Here is a 15,480-nt window from a genome sequence, read left to right as displayed (position 1 = left end):
TATCTCCTTGCGTTTGCTGGTGCGGGTCATTGACCCCTTACACATCCCTAAGATTTGACATACCGTGGACTCTACATTACTGCATATTCCTGCCGTGGCACATCACATCTGTTCACAAACGCGATACCTGAAGGGGGTAGGAGGCCGGAATGCCTGACGGAGCATCTTCGATGAGCCTGATGCCGGTGCCGTTTTCAGGGGTGCAATTGGGCGCAATTGTCAGTCAACCCCGAAAACCCCCGTTTCGGCCCCGGAGCTATATAATTCCTCCCTTGCGGCGCCCCCGCCTCAACTCTACGTATATATAGGGGACCCGGGTATAATCCGCTAACTCATAGGCGGCTCCGGGAGCGGACCGCAGTTTGGCGGCACCTCGCGAGAGGTCGCCGGTATGGAGGAATGATGTTGCGATGAAGGCACTGGTATTCAACGGCCCCCGGGATATCCGTTACGAGGATTATCAGGACCCGAAACTCGAAATCGGCAACGGGGCTATTGTGAAGGTCGGGAAATGCAGCATTTGCGGCTCCGATTTGCACATTTATCACGGCGATCTTATCGGCAGCACCGCCTATGATAGCGGCGTTGAAAAATTTTGCGTCGGTCATGAATTTATAGGTGAAGTCGTTGAAACCGGTCCGGATGTACACGGCCTTAAGGTCGGCGACCGGGTTCTGGCGGCAGGCGGTGCCGGTTGCGGCCGCTGTCAGTCCTGCCGGTCCGGACGTATCGGCGAATGCAAGAGTGCAACGGCTTTCGGTCTCAGCACAATGCTGAACGGCGGTCAGGCCGAATTTGTCAGGGTGCCCAATGCGGACGCCACCCTGATGGGCATCCCCGACGGCGTCAGCGATGAACAGGCAATCCTGCTTACCGATGCCATGGCCACGGCTTGCTTCGGCCTTGATAATGCCGGTCTCCAGCCCGGTCAGTCTGTTGCCATTGTCGGATTGGGACCTATTGGCCTGATCGGCGTTGAACTCGCCTTGTTGCGTGGTGCGTCGCAGGTCTTCGCGATTGATCCGGTAGAAGGACGCCGTGAGCACGCGCGGAAACTGGGCGCGGCGGTATTTGCGCCCGGTAAGGAGGCCACCGGAGCGATTATGGAACAAACCCGGGGTGGGGTGGATTGCGTGTTTGAAGCGTCCGGGGCGAGGGCGGCGGTTGAGTCCGTACTGCCTCTGGTCCGCAGGCGCGGGACCGTTTCCTTCATCGGTCTGCCTCAACCCGGTGTGGTGCTGCCGCTCAACATAATCCTTTACAAAAATATTACGCTGCGCGCGGGTGTGGCACCTGTGCCGCAATTATGGCCGCAGCTGGTACCCTTGCTTCAGCAGGGGCGGTTGAAAGCGGAAGGGTTGTTCTCGCATGTCATGGACTTGTCCGAAGGTACGGAAGCCTACCGGACTTTCGATCAACGCGAAGACAATGTCATCAAGATCATGATGACCGTCGGTTAGAAAATCACGCGTCACTTTTTCCAGGGGTCGTAACTGCCAAAATGCCAGAGATGTCCTTCAGGGTCACGGCAGGAAAAAGCCCGTCCGCCATACTCTTCGTCTCTGGGTTCGGCAGTGATTTCGGCTCCCGTCTTTCTGGCCTGCTCACAAACACCATCGACATCATCAACAATAATGTAGGCACTCTGCGTTGTCCCTCCCAACGTTTGCGGTGTTGCCTGCAATTCACCTGCGGCATCATTTCTTGAGCTGCCGAGCATCACCATACTATTTCCAAACGTCAGCTGGGCATGAGCAATACCGCCATTACCATCTTCAACTACAAAGTGCTTAATGAACCCGAATGCCGTGCAAAGCCATTCGATCATTTTTGGCGCATCATGGTAGCGCATGGTCGGGATGATGGCTGATGTCATGGCGCTTAAACCCGAAACTAATTTTTCATGAAATCTTCGAACTCTTTTTCAAAATCCGGATGCCATCTTGACATCGCCGGCCTGTTTTTAATGATGTCGTCAGCAGCCCATTGAATTCTTTTCTGATCAATTTCACGGCTCGTTTCATGATCCGGGCACAAAATATAAAACTCTCCTCTGCCGAGAGCGTCAAGGAAATAATCAACGGTCTCTTCGGTGGTGGCGGCAAATTCCGGCTTATCCGGAATAAATGCCGAGATCATCGGAGTGTAAACAAATCCGGGTATCAGTAAGTGAGCGCTAAGGTTGCAATTTTCCGTTTTCAGGAAGGCATGCGAAAGGGCTTCCGTATAGGCCACCACACCGGCTTTAGACAGATTGTAGGCATAATTGCCGGGAGGTCTTGTGATGCCCTGCTTTGAGCCGGTGTTAATGACAACGCCCTCTTCTCCATGAGCAAGCATTGAAGGAATAAAGGCGTTGCATAAATTGACCACGCCCATGAAATTAATCCCCAATATGTTGTGCAGTTGATCAATATCCTCCCAGGGATTTGTTCCCCTCGAAATAATACCGGCATTGCCCATGAGACAATGCACTTTTTCAAATCTTTCGGTTACTTTTTGATTCAGATTTTTCAGCGCGTCTAAATCGGTAACATCGCATTCGCAGGCCAGGATTTTATCTTTATTGTCCGCAATTTCTGATAAATATTGTCTTGCAGGGTCGATGCCTTTCAGATCTGCGATGACAACGTTCATGCCGCGCTCCAGAAACCGTTTCGCGCACTCCAGTCCGATGCCGCTCGCACCACCTGAAATGACGGCGGTATTGTTATTTCCCATCGGGTTCATCGCATCTCCTCAATAGTAACGTGTTGATCGGGATTCATCCTGTATAAAATATTCCCTGTATGAGGTGGTGGGAATATTTATTTTTGCCCGTAAAACGGTTTTTTGCCCATTCCGGGTCCATGGATGACATATTTGTGATTTGAGGGTAGGCTATCGGATTATGCTATAATGCCCTCATAAATCACATTTTTATCTATTAAAATCCGAGGGAGATAACCCATGAAATCTTTAACAACCTTTGCTTTCGCTCTTATGGTGGCTTTTGCTTTTAGCGGCCCTTCTCATGCCGCTGATTTACCCTGTCTCTTCCAGACCTGCTACGATGACGAAGGCAGAGAGAGATATTGGGAATGGTCGCTGATCCCTGAACAGGGTCTGGACTTGATCACACCCGCCCATGCCGGAGATGACTGGAATGAGGCATGGGAGTGGGTCTATGTAGGACAGGATACCGACTGGAACGAGTGAGGTTGACTCGTCATAAGGGGCACCGGATATAAGGGAATGCTGACCACTTGGGCACGGTCACTTTGACCCTTGTCAATCGCCGGTACTGCATAAAGGAGTCCCATAAAACAGGCCCGTCTGTTTCCTGATTGCCGGAAGGGCTACCGCCTTTGGTGGCAGAGATGCTATAGTAAAAAAATGCGTGGCGAAAATAATAGAACGAAAGCCGCCCGGCCATATCGGCGCCGCCTGTCCGGCACGCTCATCATTTCCGGAGTCCTGTTTTTGCTGGCCGTTTTTCCGGCGGCCCTTCAGGCGCAGGAGGGTGAGGACAACGAACTCCTGAAGGTGAGGTTCTGGAAAACCGCCAGGGTGTTTGACCTTCAGACGGCGCTCAAATATGGCAATGATATAAACGGACGCGATGAATTAGGCTTCACGCCTCTGCACCATGCGGTCAGGAATGAAAGGGCGGACCTTGTGGAGGTGTTGCTGGAAAATGGCGTCGATACCGAATCCCGCGCCGCATATACCGGCTGGACGCCTCTTTATTTTGCAGCGGACTCGCCGGAGATCGTCGAATTGCTACTGGACTATGGGGCTGATGCTCTGGCAAAGGACAGGGTGGGCCGCACGCCATATCACTATCTTAAAGACAGTTGGAATTTCAGGAAGACCACGGCCTACCGGCGTCTAAAGTTAAAACAGCCGGTACTCCGGCCTCAGCCGGCCGCTCGCGACCTGTGAGGGGATAAAGGTGCTCAAAGAGGAGATGTAGGTAATCTTTAATTGTGTCCAAATTGAGTACAAATATTCATTAACTTTGTCCAAAACCTGCAAATAATCACTTATTTTGTCCAAAATTTACACGCCATAAAATCTTATATCATTTTGTTTTTTCAAGAAAAAACGCTTATCTGTCAAATCATTCCCGCTCTTCCAACATCAAAAATCAAGATTGATATTAGCCAGACCATTGAGCTGGGTCTTGGCGGAGGCATCATGCCCTGAATGGCGGGTGAGTCCGGCGCGCACTTCCATCGTGATGTTGTCACTGAGCGGAACACGATGCCCGACCCCGACGGTAATCTCCCGACCGGACGGTGTAAGAGTGACGTCGGCATTCCCGTGAAGCAACCGGCCGTCAATGGTGCGTCCTGTTGCCCATCTCAATCCCATCTGCCCTGCTTCAACGCGCAGGGGCTGGCTTATGACAAAACTCAGCTGGTCTCCTGCCATAAAGACACTTCCACCGGTCAGGCCTGCAGAGAATGCGCTGGCAATCACGGGGGAGGTGCTCTTCACCAGACCCGGAGACGGGGCTTCGGGACGCGCCACGCCGCCATAAGCCTGAGCCAGAAAAGTCCACCCACCTGAAATCTGACTGGCCAGCGTCACACCACTAAACAGCGCCGGAACCGGCGGCGGCGTACCAAAGGCCCCCTCGGAGGCAAGGCCCAGTATCTGCCCGTCCTCCATCATGGCTCCCGCCTGCAGAGACAGAGACGTACCATCAGCCGGGCTCATGGCATAGTCCACCACCACACCATGCGCTTCACCCTCGGTGGTACGCTCCGGCAACCCGCCTTCAGTAGTCATAAGTCCTTTGCCGGTGAAGGCGGCCATGCGTAACACGCCGTCACCATAATGCTGTCCCATGCCAACCGTTATCCCCTGTTCGGCAAGTCCGAGGAACGGATTGCTAAAGGCCGAGGGGTCCGCCGTCAGGGGGTGGGATGTCTCTATAGCCCGTAATCCCAGAGGCAGGCCATGGCTTGCCTGATGTGACATGAAAAGATGAGAGACTCCCATATTACCCGTGACTATATTATCTCCCTCGGTGAGGGGCAGTACGGCGGCACCGCCATGTTTGCTCATAAGGCGCACGGTACCATCGGATAGATGTGTTGTTTCAAGGTTGAAGGCTGCAAGGCGGTCGCGCCGTCCTTCAAGGCTTAGGGGTTGTGGTGTTGTAAGTAGACCCGACAGAGGCTGCGGAAAGGGGGCATGATACTCGTCAAAACCCGCCATGGTGCGACCTTCAAAGGCCAGCGAGAAGGCGTCGCCGTAGGCCGCCCCTGCTGTGATCCGGCTTCCCGCCAGAGGCAGGGAAGCACCTCTCAGGCTGTTGCCCATTGTTGCCCGCATTTCCCCCATGGGTCTTAAGGCTGCTTCCATATCAAGCAGACCTGCCCCGTAGATCTCGCTCTTGCTGAATTCGCCTTGATTATTGGCGCTATCAACCATGCGTACGAGTATTTCCTCAAGAGACATCGTATCAAAGTGCCCGGCCAGCACCGCCAGGGCACCTGTTACATGAGGTGCCGCCCAGGATGTGCCCCCCGATGTTTGGGTGGAATACTCATATTTGTTCTCTGCATTTAACTCGTAAGCACCCGCCACCAGCGTTGGCATCTCTCCCGGTGCTGCAATGCAATAATGCCGTCCGGCATAAGCAGTATTTGTTTTATCGGTTACCCAGTCGGTGGGCAGAGTGCCGCAACGGTTGGATGAATCCCAAATTTCCAGATCTGACGGGTTGCCTGCCAGCGGAGCGCCATCACTATCAGTCAACCGGTTGCCGTTATCATCCTTTCTTATTTGCACGGCAGCCACCGCCACTATGCGCCCCCGCAATTCCGGAATGTGATAGGGCAGGCCCGCGACAATACCCGGATGGGTTGCGCCTTCATCATATTCGGCAGGCAAGGTCGTATTACACCGTGGCCTGCTCATATCACACAATATATCTTCGTGGCTGTTTCCTGCTGCGATAGCAAACAATGGCTTCTGGCCCGGACGAGTTATTCCCTGCCCGATGACCGTCTCCGTCATAGCGGTAATGGCATTTGTAAATGCAGCGCGTACATCGTCACTATCATAGGTGTGGGTCAGGCCTGGAACGCCCAAACTGAAATTTATAATCTGCGAGCGGCTTCCCAGAAACGATACGCTTTTCTCAAGAAGATCATCCAGATCCGTTACCTGTGCATCAGGGGGGCTCAATACGGATGGCATATAGGAGAACATCCTGACGCCACCGCCACCGCCCGGTTGTCCGGCCCAACTAAGCACCTCCGCATCCGGTGCTATGCCTATTATGTCATTGGCACCACCGATATTCTCTCTGTTGCGTTGTGCTGCCGCTATGCCGGTGACGGCGGTGCCATGGCCCGTTCCTGCAAAGAGTGGGGGTATTTCCAGATACTGATAATTTCCTGGGGACCCAACCCGAAGAAAGTAGTCGTCGGTTTGGCAATTGGTTTTTATCCGGGCATTCGCCTGATCGGAGATTTGAGAAAAATCTTCATTGTTCTCCGGTGTTGAGCAGGGGTATTGAATTATGACATCTTTCTGAGTTTGCTCGACTCCGACTTCAACGGCACTGGATTCTGCCGGTAGAGAATCGAGGGCGTTACGTGAGTAAGCCAACATGCTATCGGGGTGAAATTTATCTAGCCCGAGGTCCGGATGGCGGTGATCAAAACCCGAGTCGGCGATACCGATTGTTATACCCTCTCCCGTTGCACCCAGAGCCAGAGCATATTCGTTTCGGATGGCCCGCAGACCCCACTGTGCATTAAACTCGTCATCACTGTTGCGTATCTGACTTGCCGCTCTTTCAAGCTGAGCCGCTGCAAGCTGATCGGTTGGTGGTGGGGTTGTGTCAGTAGATGGCGTGTTGTTAGCTCCGCCGCCTCCACCGCCGCAAGAGGCGAGAACGCCACAAATAGCAAGCGCAGCAAACAGATATACGACCGGTAACCGCATGAAATTCCTTAGCCTTGTTCACAAGGCACTGTATTACCCCCGAAATTCAATTATACACTATTTAGGAATCACAGGTCGTAGCTTTAATTCAGGACTTTTCTATTCCACCAAAATATAACCGGGGTTATTAATGCTGTTGGAAGTACCCACCATATCCATACCGGTTCAACCCTGACATTGACAACCAGCACGGCAGTAACCACGGCTATCGTTCCACCCATCATATTGGTTAAGTGTCTTGACAGTTTCTCTTTCCCGGTAGCCGTTCTGTTTTTATAACTCCTGAAATCAGCATAGCCCAAGGCAAGTGCTAAAAACCCGAATACCAGAAGGGTAATGTATTGGGAGTTATCATTCACAACATAGATTGCACTTAGGATCCACATCCCCACTCCTGATAAAATCATCAAAGCGACAGCAATCCAATCCACAGTAGTTGCGATACCCTTCCTGTTTCTGGCAAAGCGCATACCCGAGAAAGCCAAATAGAAAGAAAAGACAGATATCAGAAACAGAAATATATTACTGTTAATAACTGACATTGGAATGGCCGTTAGGAAGATGGCAACCATGCACCAGAAATATGTTCTCCCTGACAGAACATGAAGCTTTTTTCCTTTTGCAGATGAAACGGCTATGACTGCACATAGAAGAGCAATAGATCCGGACAGGATGTGTATTGGTAGTAGAATTTGTGTCATCTCTTGTTTGTATATGAGATTAACAAAACACGCTTACTCTGTTTCAGTATCACGCTTCATTTACGGCTACGACCCACGGTTCGTCCAGGGCTGCCTCTTCCCACTCAACCCAGGCGGGGAGCGCCTTGATAGTACCGGAATAATCAATAACTGCGGGGTGTTCGGAGAGAGTGTATTTTTCAAGCCGGTTAACAACCGGTGCAAACATGGCATCGGCATTTGTGAATTCACCAAAAAGAAAGGGACCTCCGTAAGTATCCAGACAATCCTGCCAAAGGTTTTCTATACGGGTTACGTCTCTTTGGACGGCTTTTGGATGATCCATTGCAGCCGGGCCTGCGTTTCGCCGCATATTCATCGGACAAGCCGAGCGTAAAACTTCAAAACCGCCATGCATTTCATGGGCTACGGCCCGGGCATGAGCACGTGCTTTTTCGGGTTGCGGCCACAGGGTGTGTTCGGGAAATTTCTCGGCCAGAGATTCAAGAATAGCCAGAGATTCCCAAATCACCACATCACCGTTGACCAACGCCGGTACTTTTCCCGTGGGTGAAAAATCGTAAAACTTCGGGTTTCTGTTTTCATCGGTGAAAGCCACAAAAACTTCTTCAAAGTCAATTCCTTTAACCCGCATGGCTAACCACGGGCGGAACGACCATGCAGAATAATTCTTGTTGGCAATGTATAGTTTCATGGGTGAAATCCTTGGTCCATATCTGTTTGGCCGCAATGATTACCGTCTGGCCAGAACTGACCGCGCAACTTAGCTCGCAATCTTTCGCACCGTTCCGGACACTCTAACACCGGTGTCACTTTCATGGTCGAAATCTGTTTTTATAATTGACCTTATTCCCATATCTTCACCTTGAATTATCGTCAACCGATCCTTGAGAAACTTGCCCTTCTCTTTCAGGTAACCGGTAAATGCGGCAGCGGCGGCCCCGGTTGCCGGATCTTCAACAACACCTCCCGTCTTTACGCGTCCCGAATTCACGCAGCCGGTTTACGAGCCAGAGCCTCAATCTCGATCAGCATGGAGGGACCTATAAGACCTACAATCATGGCCGTGTTTGGTGGCCGTGCGTTACCCATATAGTCCGCTAAAATAGGAACTATACGTTCAAAGTCGGCAGAATCCGTCAGCAAAGTACGCAACCGCACGACATGCTCAAGACTTGCACCCGCTTTCCCCAGCGCATCTTCTATGTTACGAAAACACTGCCGGGCTTGCTCAGCCACATCAGGCGCTATGGTCATTGTGGTATAGTCATACCCGGTAGTCCCTGATACAAAAATCCAATCACCCCCCGCATCCGGCACGACAACGGCTCTGGAGTATCCCGCTTTCTCCTCAAGAGGATAACCGGTAGATATCCGCATTGAGATCGGTGATTTCGCTTCTGTATTACCCACGACAATACTCTCTATGCAGACTTGACTGCACGCATGGCATCGGCGAGAGCTATGCCGTTCTCACCACTTCTCCTCAACCCTTCAGCTGTTCCAATCCGGTCTGGTGTATTCTTGCGCTGATTGAGTTTCCATGTGCCTTCCAAACGCTCAACTTTAAATCGCAGTCCCACAATACCGCGCATCATGCTTTCTATGTATTCTTCGGGAGCGTCGTCAACGTGCCATGGAATGGCTTTGTCTTGCTCATTGTTGTCGGTCATCTGCTCAAGATGGTTGAGAAGTTCTCCGTTGTCCTGAATCACTTCAAGGGTGCCGTGCGCGTGGACAGCAATATATGCCCATGTTGGAACCACTTTCCCGTGTTCTTGCTTGGAAGGATAGAACGACGGCGAAACATAGGCATGAGGTCCTTGAAATATTGCGACTGATTGGGTGGCCTCTTCAACCATTTGCCAGTGAGGATTGGTCCGTGCTACATGCAATTCTAGACTGATGTTCTGACCATCATCCCGAACCACAACCGGTGCGTGGGTCACACTGATACCATCTGGGTGAGGCGTCACCAATGTTGCCAATTGGATATCTCGGATCGCCTCAATAAGGACGTCTTGACGCTCTTCAATACATTGCTCTGGTCTGTACATGTCTTGTGTCCACCTGGTTGGGTTTCTGTGTGTTTACGGGATTCTTACGAATTATCATAGACCATGTTAAAGAGCTGATGTCGTTAGTTGATCTGGCGAGCATAATCCAGTGCCGAATAGGTCAGGATGAGATCTGCGCCGGCCCTCCTAAAAGCGGTCAGGGTTTCTGTGAGTATGGTTGAGTAGTCAAACGCACCATGTTGCTGTAAATAATCATTGGAATCTGTCTCAAGATTTGCAGAATTCGCACCTTTTGTGTCTCTTTTTACACGCTTATAAATGCAAGTTTTTCCTGTTTTTGTGAGGAAAATTCACTGATCGTCAATATTCGATACCTCCCCGACCTTCCGGCGTGAGTACCGCTGAATCAAATATCACGTGCTCTTCTATCGCCATTCCATCTTTAAGGCGGAAGCGATCCACGCCTCTATAAGTGCGCCGTGATCCGTGGATAACAGCCGATGCTTCCCAGGCAATGTAGAGCATGTCGCCATTGCCTGCACAGTCGAGAGGCGTAACCGTCATGTCTTCCATCGTCGGAAGCGTTTCGGCCATCCATTCTGCATAGGCAATACCGGACATTATTCCTGCTCCGGTGAAGTGAATTGTCGCGTCGGGCGCGATTAATTCGGGCACTCGGGCACCGGACGGTGCTGCCCAGAACGATTGGAAACGTTCGTAAAAATCCTTGTGTTCAAGGGAAAGGTTCGTGTCAGGCATGTTGCTCTCCGCTTCTTATATTGATTATTGTAGAGAGTTTATGTGCGGAGCGCACATATAGTCAATTGACCTTCCCCCATTTAACTGGTCCACCCTGAATGTTAGGGAATATGTGATCCGAACGGAATCCGTACATATAATAAACTAACTTTAAAACTGGACGTGTTGATTGGGGCCGCTCAATGTGATCTGCCCCCTATTATTTGGTCCATCCAGAATGTTAGTGAAGATATTGCCCAAGCCGTACCCAGACTGGCCATACACTAACTTTCAAACAGGACGTGTTGATGGGGGCAGACTATGGGCAGACCATCACGTCATATTTTTTTAGGATTTTTCACCAATAAAATTGAGGTGACTCTATAGATTTAACTGTCTATAATATACGCCGTGTCACAGGGGTAGTCGGCATCAGAGGATATTATGGTGGTTCTTAATTTCTCCATCACAGGAGGCTTTTTTCAAAGCGGCATAGAAGTTAGCCTCGCAGGTTTTATACACCTAATTTCTTCTATTAACTCTCTGGCTTCAAAAAAAATCGTAACGTGTGTGTTGCCGAGAACGCGAAGGGATATTTTGTCTCCGATAGTTCAGCCCCTCTCCCATTTCAAAAATCGACGGCCACCCCTGCCGGCACTGTAGTGGGAGGGGGGTTGTCGTAGTAGAAGAAACCCTGAATTAAGTTAGATTAATACTTGTCTGGCTATATATATATGAGTAAATGAATCCTGAAGGCGGCCCAGTGCTCAGTGCATACGATTCGGCCATGTGTGTGACGTGTACGGCTTGCTGAGCACTCCGTATTCTGGCAGCGATACTAGATCGGATACCCGCCCCGAATGCTTAGAAGAAGATTTTAAAGAGCGGATAAACACCTAAGAGATAAATGAGAGTCTGGAATTTAGGAGCTTATTAAAATTGACAATCGAAAACAACATAAAACAACCCAAAAGAAGCGAGACGATAACCACCAAAGCCTATAACTTGATAAAGCAGAAACTTCTTAAAGGCGATTATATGCCTGGGCAGTTTCTACAGGTAGAGAAAATTTGTCGCGATCTGAATCTTGGTCGAACTCCAATCTATCAGGCCGTTTTGTTGCTTGATCAAGAAGGAATAGTGGAGGTAATTCCCCGGAAAGGTGTTCATGTACGGACAATAACATTGAATGATTTGAGAGAAACTATGGAAATCAGGTTGCTCTTGGAACCATTCTGTGTTCGACAGTGCGCCGAGAATCCAGACCCAAAACTCGTCAAAACATTGCTCAAGTGTTTAAAACAACAAGAAAATCTAGGAAAGCAACCTAAGTCCAAGCAGTTGCTGCCTCTTGATCGAGACCTCCACATGATTATCTCCTCAAAAGCAAATAATCAGCGCATTTCTGAAATTCTCAGGCCTATACACGAGGGAATGATGCGACCATTGTTTCTGACGCATTGGGTTGAGGAAGATTTCCTAACGACCATCAAAGAACATAAAAATATCGTTGACGCCATTGTTCAGAGCGATGGCAAGGCGGCAGAAAAGGCGATGCAAGTTCATCTCAAGTCTGTATGTATGAGGATGGGGCTCAAGTAGGAATACCCGCTCAGATTTGTTTTTTCCATTTCAAATCGTGATAGGCTTTCTTCTGTCTCGGGCAAAACATCTGAGATCAATTTCCCTTACTCAACTTCATCGCTGGCAAAGGTTTCGTAAGCGGTTTCGTGTTCTAACTTCTCAGAAATCTGCTTCAATGCTAGACTGACATTAGTATTTTTCGGGCCAAAATACTCCGTATACTCGCCATCGTCACAACAAGTAAAACCAAAGTCTCTCTCTCAACCAATATCTGAATCAGTGGAAATTATATCCCCAAAGGCATAAAGCCTACCAAATTTCCAAGTTTCCTGATGCTCAAGACGAATTTTGTTACGTTTACCAGCGTCAGAGCTTTACCCGAAGATAAAGTCATTTTCGGCGTCCCAAGAATATGCATACTGAATCACAGTGTTCAGCTAATCTTGTTGGCCCAGTACTACATCCTCATTAGCATGAACTGCTGTGACAGAAATCGCAATTGCAAGCACACCCAATAACAATCCCTACTGTGATTTAAGTATGTGTGTTCCTCCTTCGTGGTTATTTTCACACATGTTAGCACCCCTGCCAAAAACTTACCATATCATGTGATATATCACAGTAATATATCAAGCTTTATTTTGGTAATTATATACTTTAGTGGATGGAATTTACGAATATCCGCAGTATTCTGCCGGTTTTCAACGATAGAAAATTTTGAAATAATCACTTCGTTTTGGTCTGCCCCCATCAACACGTCCAGTTTGAAAGTTAATCTATGACACATCAAGGGCAAGTTCGGCTCACATATTACCTAACATTCAGGGTGGACCAGTTAAATGGGGGAAGGTCAGATAGTCTCTTTTTTGGAGTGTAATTCTTAGGCAAAATAAGTTGAAATTCTGCAAAAGATGTACAAATTTAAATGATCCTTACAGGAGTAACCAGAATGGAGTCTCGTACCATCGGTTGATATGTTAACCCATTCGATGAAAATCAAACCATAGATCAATGCGTGGATTTTATAACACTGGCCGTGCGCTGATCGCATTGTAATATTAGGAGAAAAGTAATGAATAAAGCAATTCTCAAAACTGTTTTAATAGGATCTTTACTCATCGGGTGCAGCTCAACGAATAATTCGCTTTCAGGTGGTAGTGGTATTCAGGCACAGTCATGGGCAGTTGTTTTCGACCCGCAAAGTGCTGACCCTCAAGCCAGATCTAATAATCTTGATAGTGCGCTCACAGCAGCTCTTTCTAAAGGGGGACGCTTAGTGCTTGAACACTGCCCTCCGATGGCCGATATGGGTGTTTTTGCGGACAATGCCATCAGGCAACATCATGAAAGCCGTATATTGGCGCTTCAGGAATGGTTTAGAACACGAGGTGTTGACGTTGAACCCATCATTGCCAGCCTTTGTGGAGAAAGTGATTCAGTAAGTTTCGTATTAAGCACCCTATAGGAAGAGACGTTCGCTAGGGCTCAACTAGGTTAATCGTTTCCTGAGAAAAATAGTCTATATCCGAGTGAAAATTTGATCTTCTAGTACTTGTGTGGAAGTGTCAGAAATGCTTGATAGAAGAGACTTTTCATCCTTGAGAACAATCTTGTCCATAGCAACCCCCTTGAAAGGTTAAGTTGTTCAATATCACATAACTCTGTTTACATTTTGTTGAGTTATGAACTTGGGTTTGAAAATCCGTATCCATGAAGGTACAAGAAAAAGTGCCGCAATCGCATTCAAAGCTAGCATGACGCTAAGCAATAAAGCTGCATCGGCCTGGAACCGTAGGCTTGATACGAATGTCCATATAATCACACCACAAATAAGTGTAGTAGCCGTGAAGCAAATCGCCAGCCCGGCAGACCGCAAAGCAGAACGAATCGCGTCATCCAGATTATTTCCATTTTTATCCATCATCTCCCGGATGCGGTCCATCATATAAATGGAATAATCAATCCCGACCCCAACACCAATCGCGATAATGGGAACAGTATTGGTGTTAATGCCAATACCAGCTACCCCCATGTAGGCATAGGTAAGCGTGGTCGCAAAAGTCATCATAACAAACATTAAAAAACCTGAATGGAAGGTCATATAGAAGATGGTCACAAAGACGAAAATCAGCAGTAAGACGAGAGGTAACACAGTTATATTAGTTTCAAAGGCCGCTTCATTACCTGCCGCCGTAACACCGATAAGCCCACCTGCCAGTTCAAAACGTAGACCTTCCACTTGGTTGGCTGGGTCATTAATCCATGTTGTAAGCATATGGATGGCGCGGCGAATGGTTGTTCCTTGATGGTCTTTATAAAAGAACACAATACTTGCTTCATCTTCATCTGGAGATACAAACTCCTGCAATGCTCCGGGAATAGGGCTGGACGCCATATAGGTGAATAAAAGGCCACCAGCATATGCCGGGTCATCTGGTATATATAACCATCTTGGGTCATCAGAATGAATCAGACGATTCACTTGCTCAACCAATGCAGGGAGCGCTTTGACGCCACCAACGTCAGGGTCGGTCATCATATAGGTTTGCAAAGTTTTAATCGCCCTCAGGACTTCAGGACGCTTCATACCACCTGACTCATCTGTACGCGCCACCACTATCAGTTCTTCCGAACCTGGAAACAATTCGTTAATCGCTTTGGCCGATACATTATAATCATGGTTACGATATAAAATTGGCGAACCAGGTTCTGATTCCCCTATTTGCACCCGTGAGGCATAAACACAACCAATAATCGTAACAATCAAAAGACTGACCAGCGTAATCACGGAAGTTTTTGTCACTACCAAGTGGTTGCCGACCATAGACATAAGCCGCATAATCGGGTTACGGCGATTGTTAATCACTTTTTGCTTAGGAATTAAGCTCAACATGAGCGGGACAGCAATCAACACAGTCACCACAACGCTTAAGGCCCAAAGGGACGCATAATGCGCAAGCTTGGTGTTAATTGGAATAGAGCCTAAAGAAATCAGAAAAATACCTGTTGCGTCTGAAACCACGCCTAGTGAGCCAGGCCGGAACAAGCCCTCAAAAGTACGTCGTGCAGCTTCCGACCCTGTTTCAGAAGCCTCCAACTCATCATTATAGCGTTGCACCAACTGCACGCCATGGGAGAGCGCTCGTGCCGAAACCAGAAACGGAATAACCATTGTTAGCGGATCAAGATTATATCCGAGCAGAGAAATCACGCCCAAACCCCAAATGCTTGAAATGGTAATACCAATGAGCGGTATGAGAATGGCGTAAAAGCGCCTGAAATACACCACCAGCAAGGCCATTAAAATGGCCGCCGTGAGGAAGAAAATTTGTATGACTTCAACCAGATAGGAGTGAACCCACCCGACGAGTACTGGCTGGCCAGCGGCGTAAATTTTTACCCCTTCCGCTTGCTGGGCATCATCCAGCATCTCACGAATTTTTGCAAAAACTTCCGGATAAGTCAGACGCCCCTCATTCAGCGTCCCCTTA

The 15,480-nt window shown here is 48.9% G+C and carries 15 protein-coding genes; 5 read left to right on the top strand and 10 right to left on the bottom strand.

The annotated features are described in order from the left end of the window. Positions 1 to 362: 362 nt before the first annotated feature. On the top strand, positions 363 to 1,460 hold the full coding sequence (locus tag V6Z81_08935; protein ID MEG9862587.1) for an alcohol dehydrogenase catalytic domain-containing protein: 1,098 nt from the start codon (positions 363 to 365) through the stop codon (positions 1,458 to 1,460). A gap of 11 nt (positions 1,461 to 1,471) precedes the next feature. On the opposite strand, the gene V6Z81_08930 is transcribed toward V6Z81_08935, so the two are convergent. Then, on the bottom strand, positions 1,472 to 1,876 hold the full coding sequence (locus V6Z81_08930) for a VOC family protein (protein ID MEG9862586.1): 405 nt from the start codon (positions 1,874 to 1,876) through the stop codon (positions 1,472 to 1,474). Between the two features lie 17 nt (positions 1,877 to 1,893). After that, positions 1,894 to 2,730, bottom strand: coding sequence for an SDR family oxidoreductase (locus V6Z81_08925; GenBank protein ID MEG9862585.1), 837 nt, complete (start codon positions 2,728 to 2,730; stop codon positions 1,894 to 1,896). A 219-nt stretch (positions 2,731 to 2,949) separates the two neighbouring features. Between V6Z81_08925 and V6Z81_08920 the strand changes: the two genes are divergently transcribed. Then, entirely contained in the window at positions 2,950 to 3,198 is a 249-nt protein-coding gene (locus V6Z81_08920) for a hypothetical protein (protein ID MEG9862584.1), read from the top strand. Between the two features lie 177 nt (positions 3,199 to 3,375). After that, a complete protein-coding gene (locus V6Z81_08915; protein ID MEG9862583.1) occupies positions 3,376 to 3,924 on the top strand; it encodes an ankyrin repeat domain-containing protein in 549 nt (182 codons plus the stop codon). Positions 3,925 to 4,122: 198 nt separating this feature from the next. Here the strand turns inward: V6Z81_08915 and V6Z81_08910 are convergent, their stop codons facing one another. From V6Z81_08910 to V6Z81_08880, 7 genes are all read right to left on the bottom strand, one after another. Then, positions 4,123 to 6,948, bottom strand: coding sequence for a S8 family serine peptidase (locus V6Z81_08910; protein ID MEG9862582.1), 2,826 nt, complete (start codon positions 6,946 to 6,948; stop codon positions 4,123 to 4,125). An 83-nt stretch (positions 6,949 to 7,031) separates the two neighbouring features. Then, positions 7,032 to 7,649, bottom strand: coding sequence for a hypothetical protein (locus V6Z81_08905; GenBank protein ID MEG9862581.1), 618 nt, complete (start codon positions 7,647 to 7,649; stop codon positions 7,032 to 7,034). Positions 7,650 to 7,698: 49 nt separating this feature from the next. Next, positions 7,699 to 8,343, bottom strand: a complete 645-nt coding sequence (locus V6Z81_08900; GenBank protein ID MEG9862580.1) for a glutathione S-transferase family protein — start codon at positions 8,341 to 8,343, stop codon at positions 7,699 to 7,701. A 69-nt stretch (positions 8,344 to 8,412) separates the two neighbouring features. Continuing rightward, positions 8,413 to 8,643, bottom strand: coding sequence for a PhzF family phenazine biosynthesis protein (locus tag V6Z81_08895; protein MEG9862579.1), 231 nt, complete (start codon positions 8,641 to 8,643; stop codon positions 8,413 to 8,415). Continuing rightward, positions 8,640 to 9,062: a RidA family protein gene (locus V6Z81_08890; GenBank protein ID MEG9862578.1), complete on the bottom strand. Its 423-nt coding sequence runs from the start codon at positions 9,060 to 9,062 to the stop codon at positions 8,640 to 8,642. The genes V6Z81_08895 and V6Z81_08890 overlap by 4 nt, the downstream gene beginning before the upstream one ends. Positions 9,063 to 9,073: 11 nt before the next feature. Next, on the bottom strand, positions 9,074 to 9,706 hold the full coding sequence (locus tag V6Z81_08885; protein MEG9862577.1) for an FMN-binding negative transcriptional regulator: 633 nt from the start codon (positions 9,704 to 9,706) through the stop codon (positions 9,074 to 9,076). 321 nt (positions 9,707 to 10,027) lie between these two features. Beyond that, on the bottom strand, positions 10,028 to 10,426 hold the full coding sequence (locus tag V6Z81_08880) for a nuclear transport factor 2 family protein (GenBank protein ID MEG9862576.1): 399 nt from the start codon (positions 10,424 to 10,426) through the stop codon (positions 10,028 to 10,030). 918 nt (positions 10,427 to 11,344) lie between these two features. Here V6Z81_08880 and V6Z81_08875 point away from each other — a divergent pair. Then, complete coding sequence (locus tag V6Z81_08875) at positions 11,345 to 12,007, top strand: GntR family transcriptional regulator (protein MEG9862575.1); 663 nt, start codon at positions 11,345 to 11,347, stop codon at positions 12,005 to 12,007. Between the two features lie 1,054 nt (positions 12,008 to 13,061). Then, entirely contained in the window at positions 13,062 to 13,454 is a 393-nt protein-coding gene (locus V6Z81_08870) for a hypothetical protein (GenBank protein MEG9862574.1), read from the top strand. Positions 13,455 to 13,640: 186 nt separating this feature from the next. Here V6Z81_08870 and V6Z81_08865 read toward each other — a convergent pair. Then, on the bottom strand, positions 13,641 to 15,480 hold a 1,840-nt coding region (locus V6Z81_08865), incomplete at its 5' end, for an MMPL family transporter (GenBank protein MEG9862573.1).

It is taken from the genome of Parvularculales bacterium, from assembly GCA_036881865.1.
GTDB lineage: Bacteria > Pseudomonadota > Alphaproteobacteria > JAPOUT01 > JBAJNM01 > JBAJNM01.
Note: the sequence above shows the minus strand (reverse complement) of the source record. Positions and strands in the feature narration are given on the sequence as shown.

What these genes read in the sequence shown, in the direction of transcription:
- V6Z81_08915 (MEG9862583.1), top strand. Translation starts at nt 3,376, where the DNA reads ATGCGTGGCGAAAATAATAGAACGAAAGCCGCCCGGCCATATCGGCGC.
- V6Z81_08900 (MEG9862580.1), bottom strand. Translation starts at nt 8,343, where the DNA reads ATGAAACTATACATTGCCAACAAGAATTATTCTGCATGGTCGTTCCGC.
- V6Z81_08880 (MEG9862576.1), bottom strand. Translation starts at nt 10,426, where the DNA reads ATGCCTGACACGAACCTTTCCCTTGAACACAAGGATTTTTACGAACGT.
- V6Z81_08905 (MEG9862581.1), bottom strand. Translation starts at nt 7,649, where the DNA reads ATGACACAAATTCTACTACCAATACACATCCTGTCCGGATCTATTGCT.
- V6Z81_08930 (MEG9862586.1), bottom strand. Translation starts at nt 1,876, where the DNA reads ATGACATCAGCCATCATCCCGACCATGCGCTACCATGATGCGCCAAAA.
- V6Z81_08870 (MEG9862574.1), top strand. Translation starts at nt 13,062, where the DNA reads ATGAATAAAGCAATTCTCAAAACTGTTTTAATAGGATCTTTACTCATC.
- V6Z81_08885 (MEG9862577.1), bottom strand. Translation starts at nt 9,706, where the DNA reads ATGTACAGACCAGAGCAATGTATTGAAGAGCGTCAAGACGTCCTTATT.
- V6Z81_08925 (MEG9862585.1), bottom strand. Translation starts at nt 2,730, where the DNA reads ATGAACCCGATGGGAAATAACAATACCGCCGTCATTTCAGGTGGTGCG.
- V6Z81_08910 (MEG9862582.1), bottom strand. Translation starts at nt 6,948, where the DNA reads ATGCGGTTACCGGTCGTATATCTGTTTGCTGCGCTTGCTATTTGTGGC.
- V6Z81_08920 (MEG9862584.1), top strand. Translation starts at nt 2,950, where the DNA reads ATGAAATCTTTAACAACCTTTGCTTTCGCTCTTATGGTGGCTTTTGCT.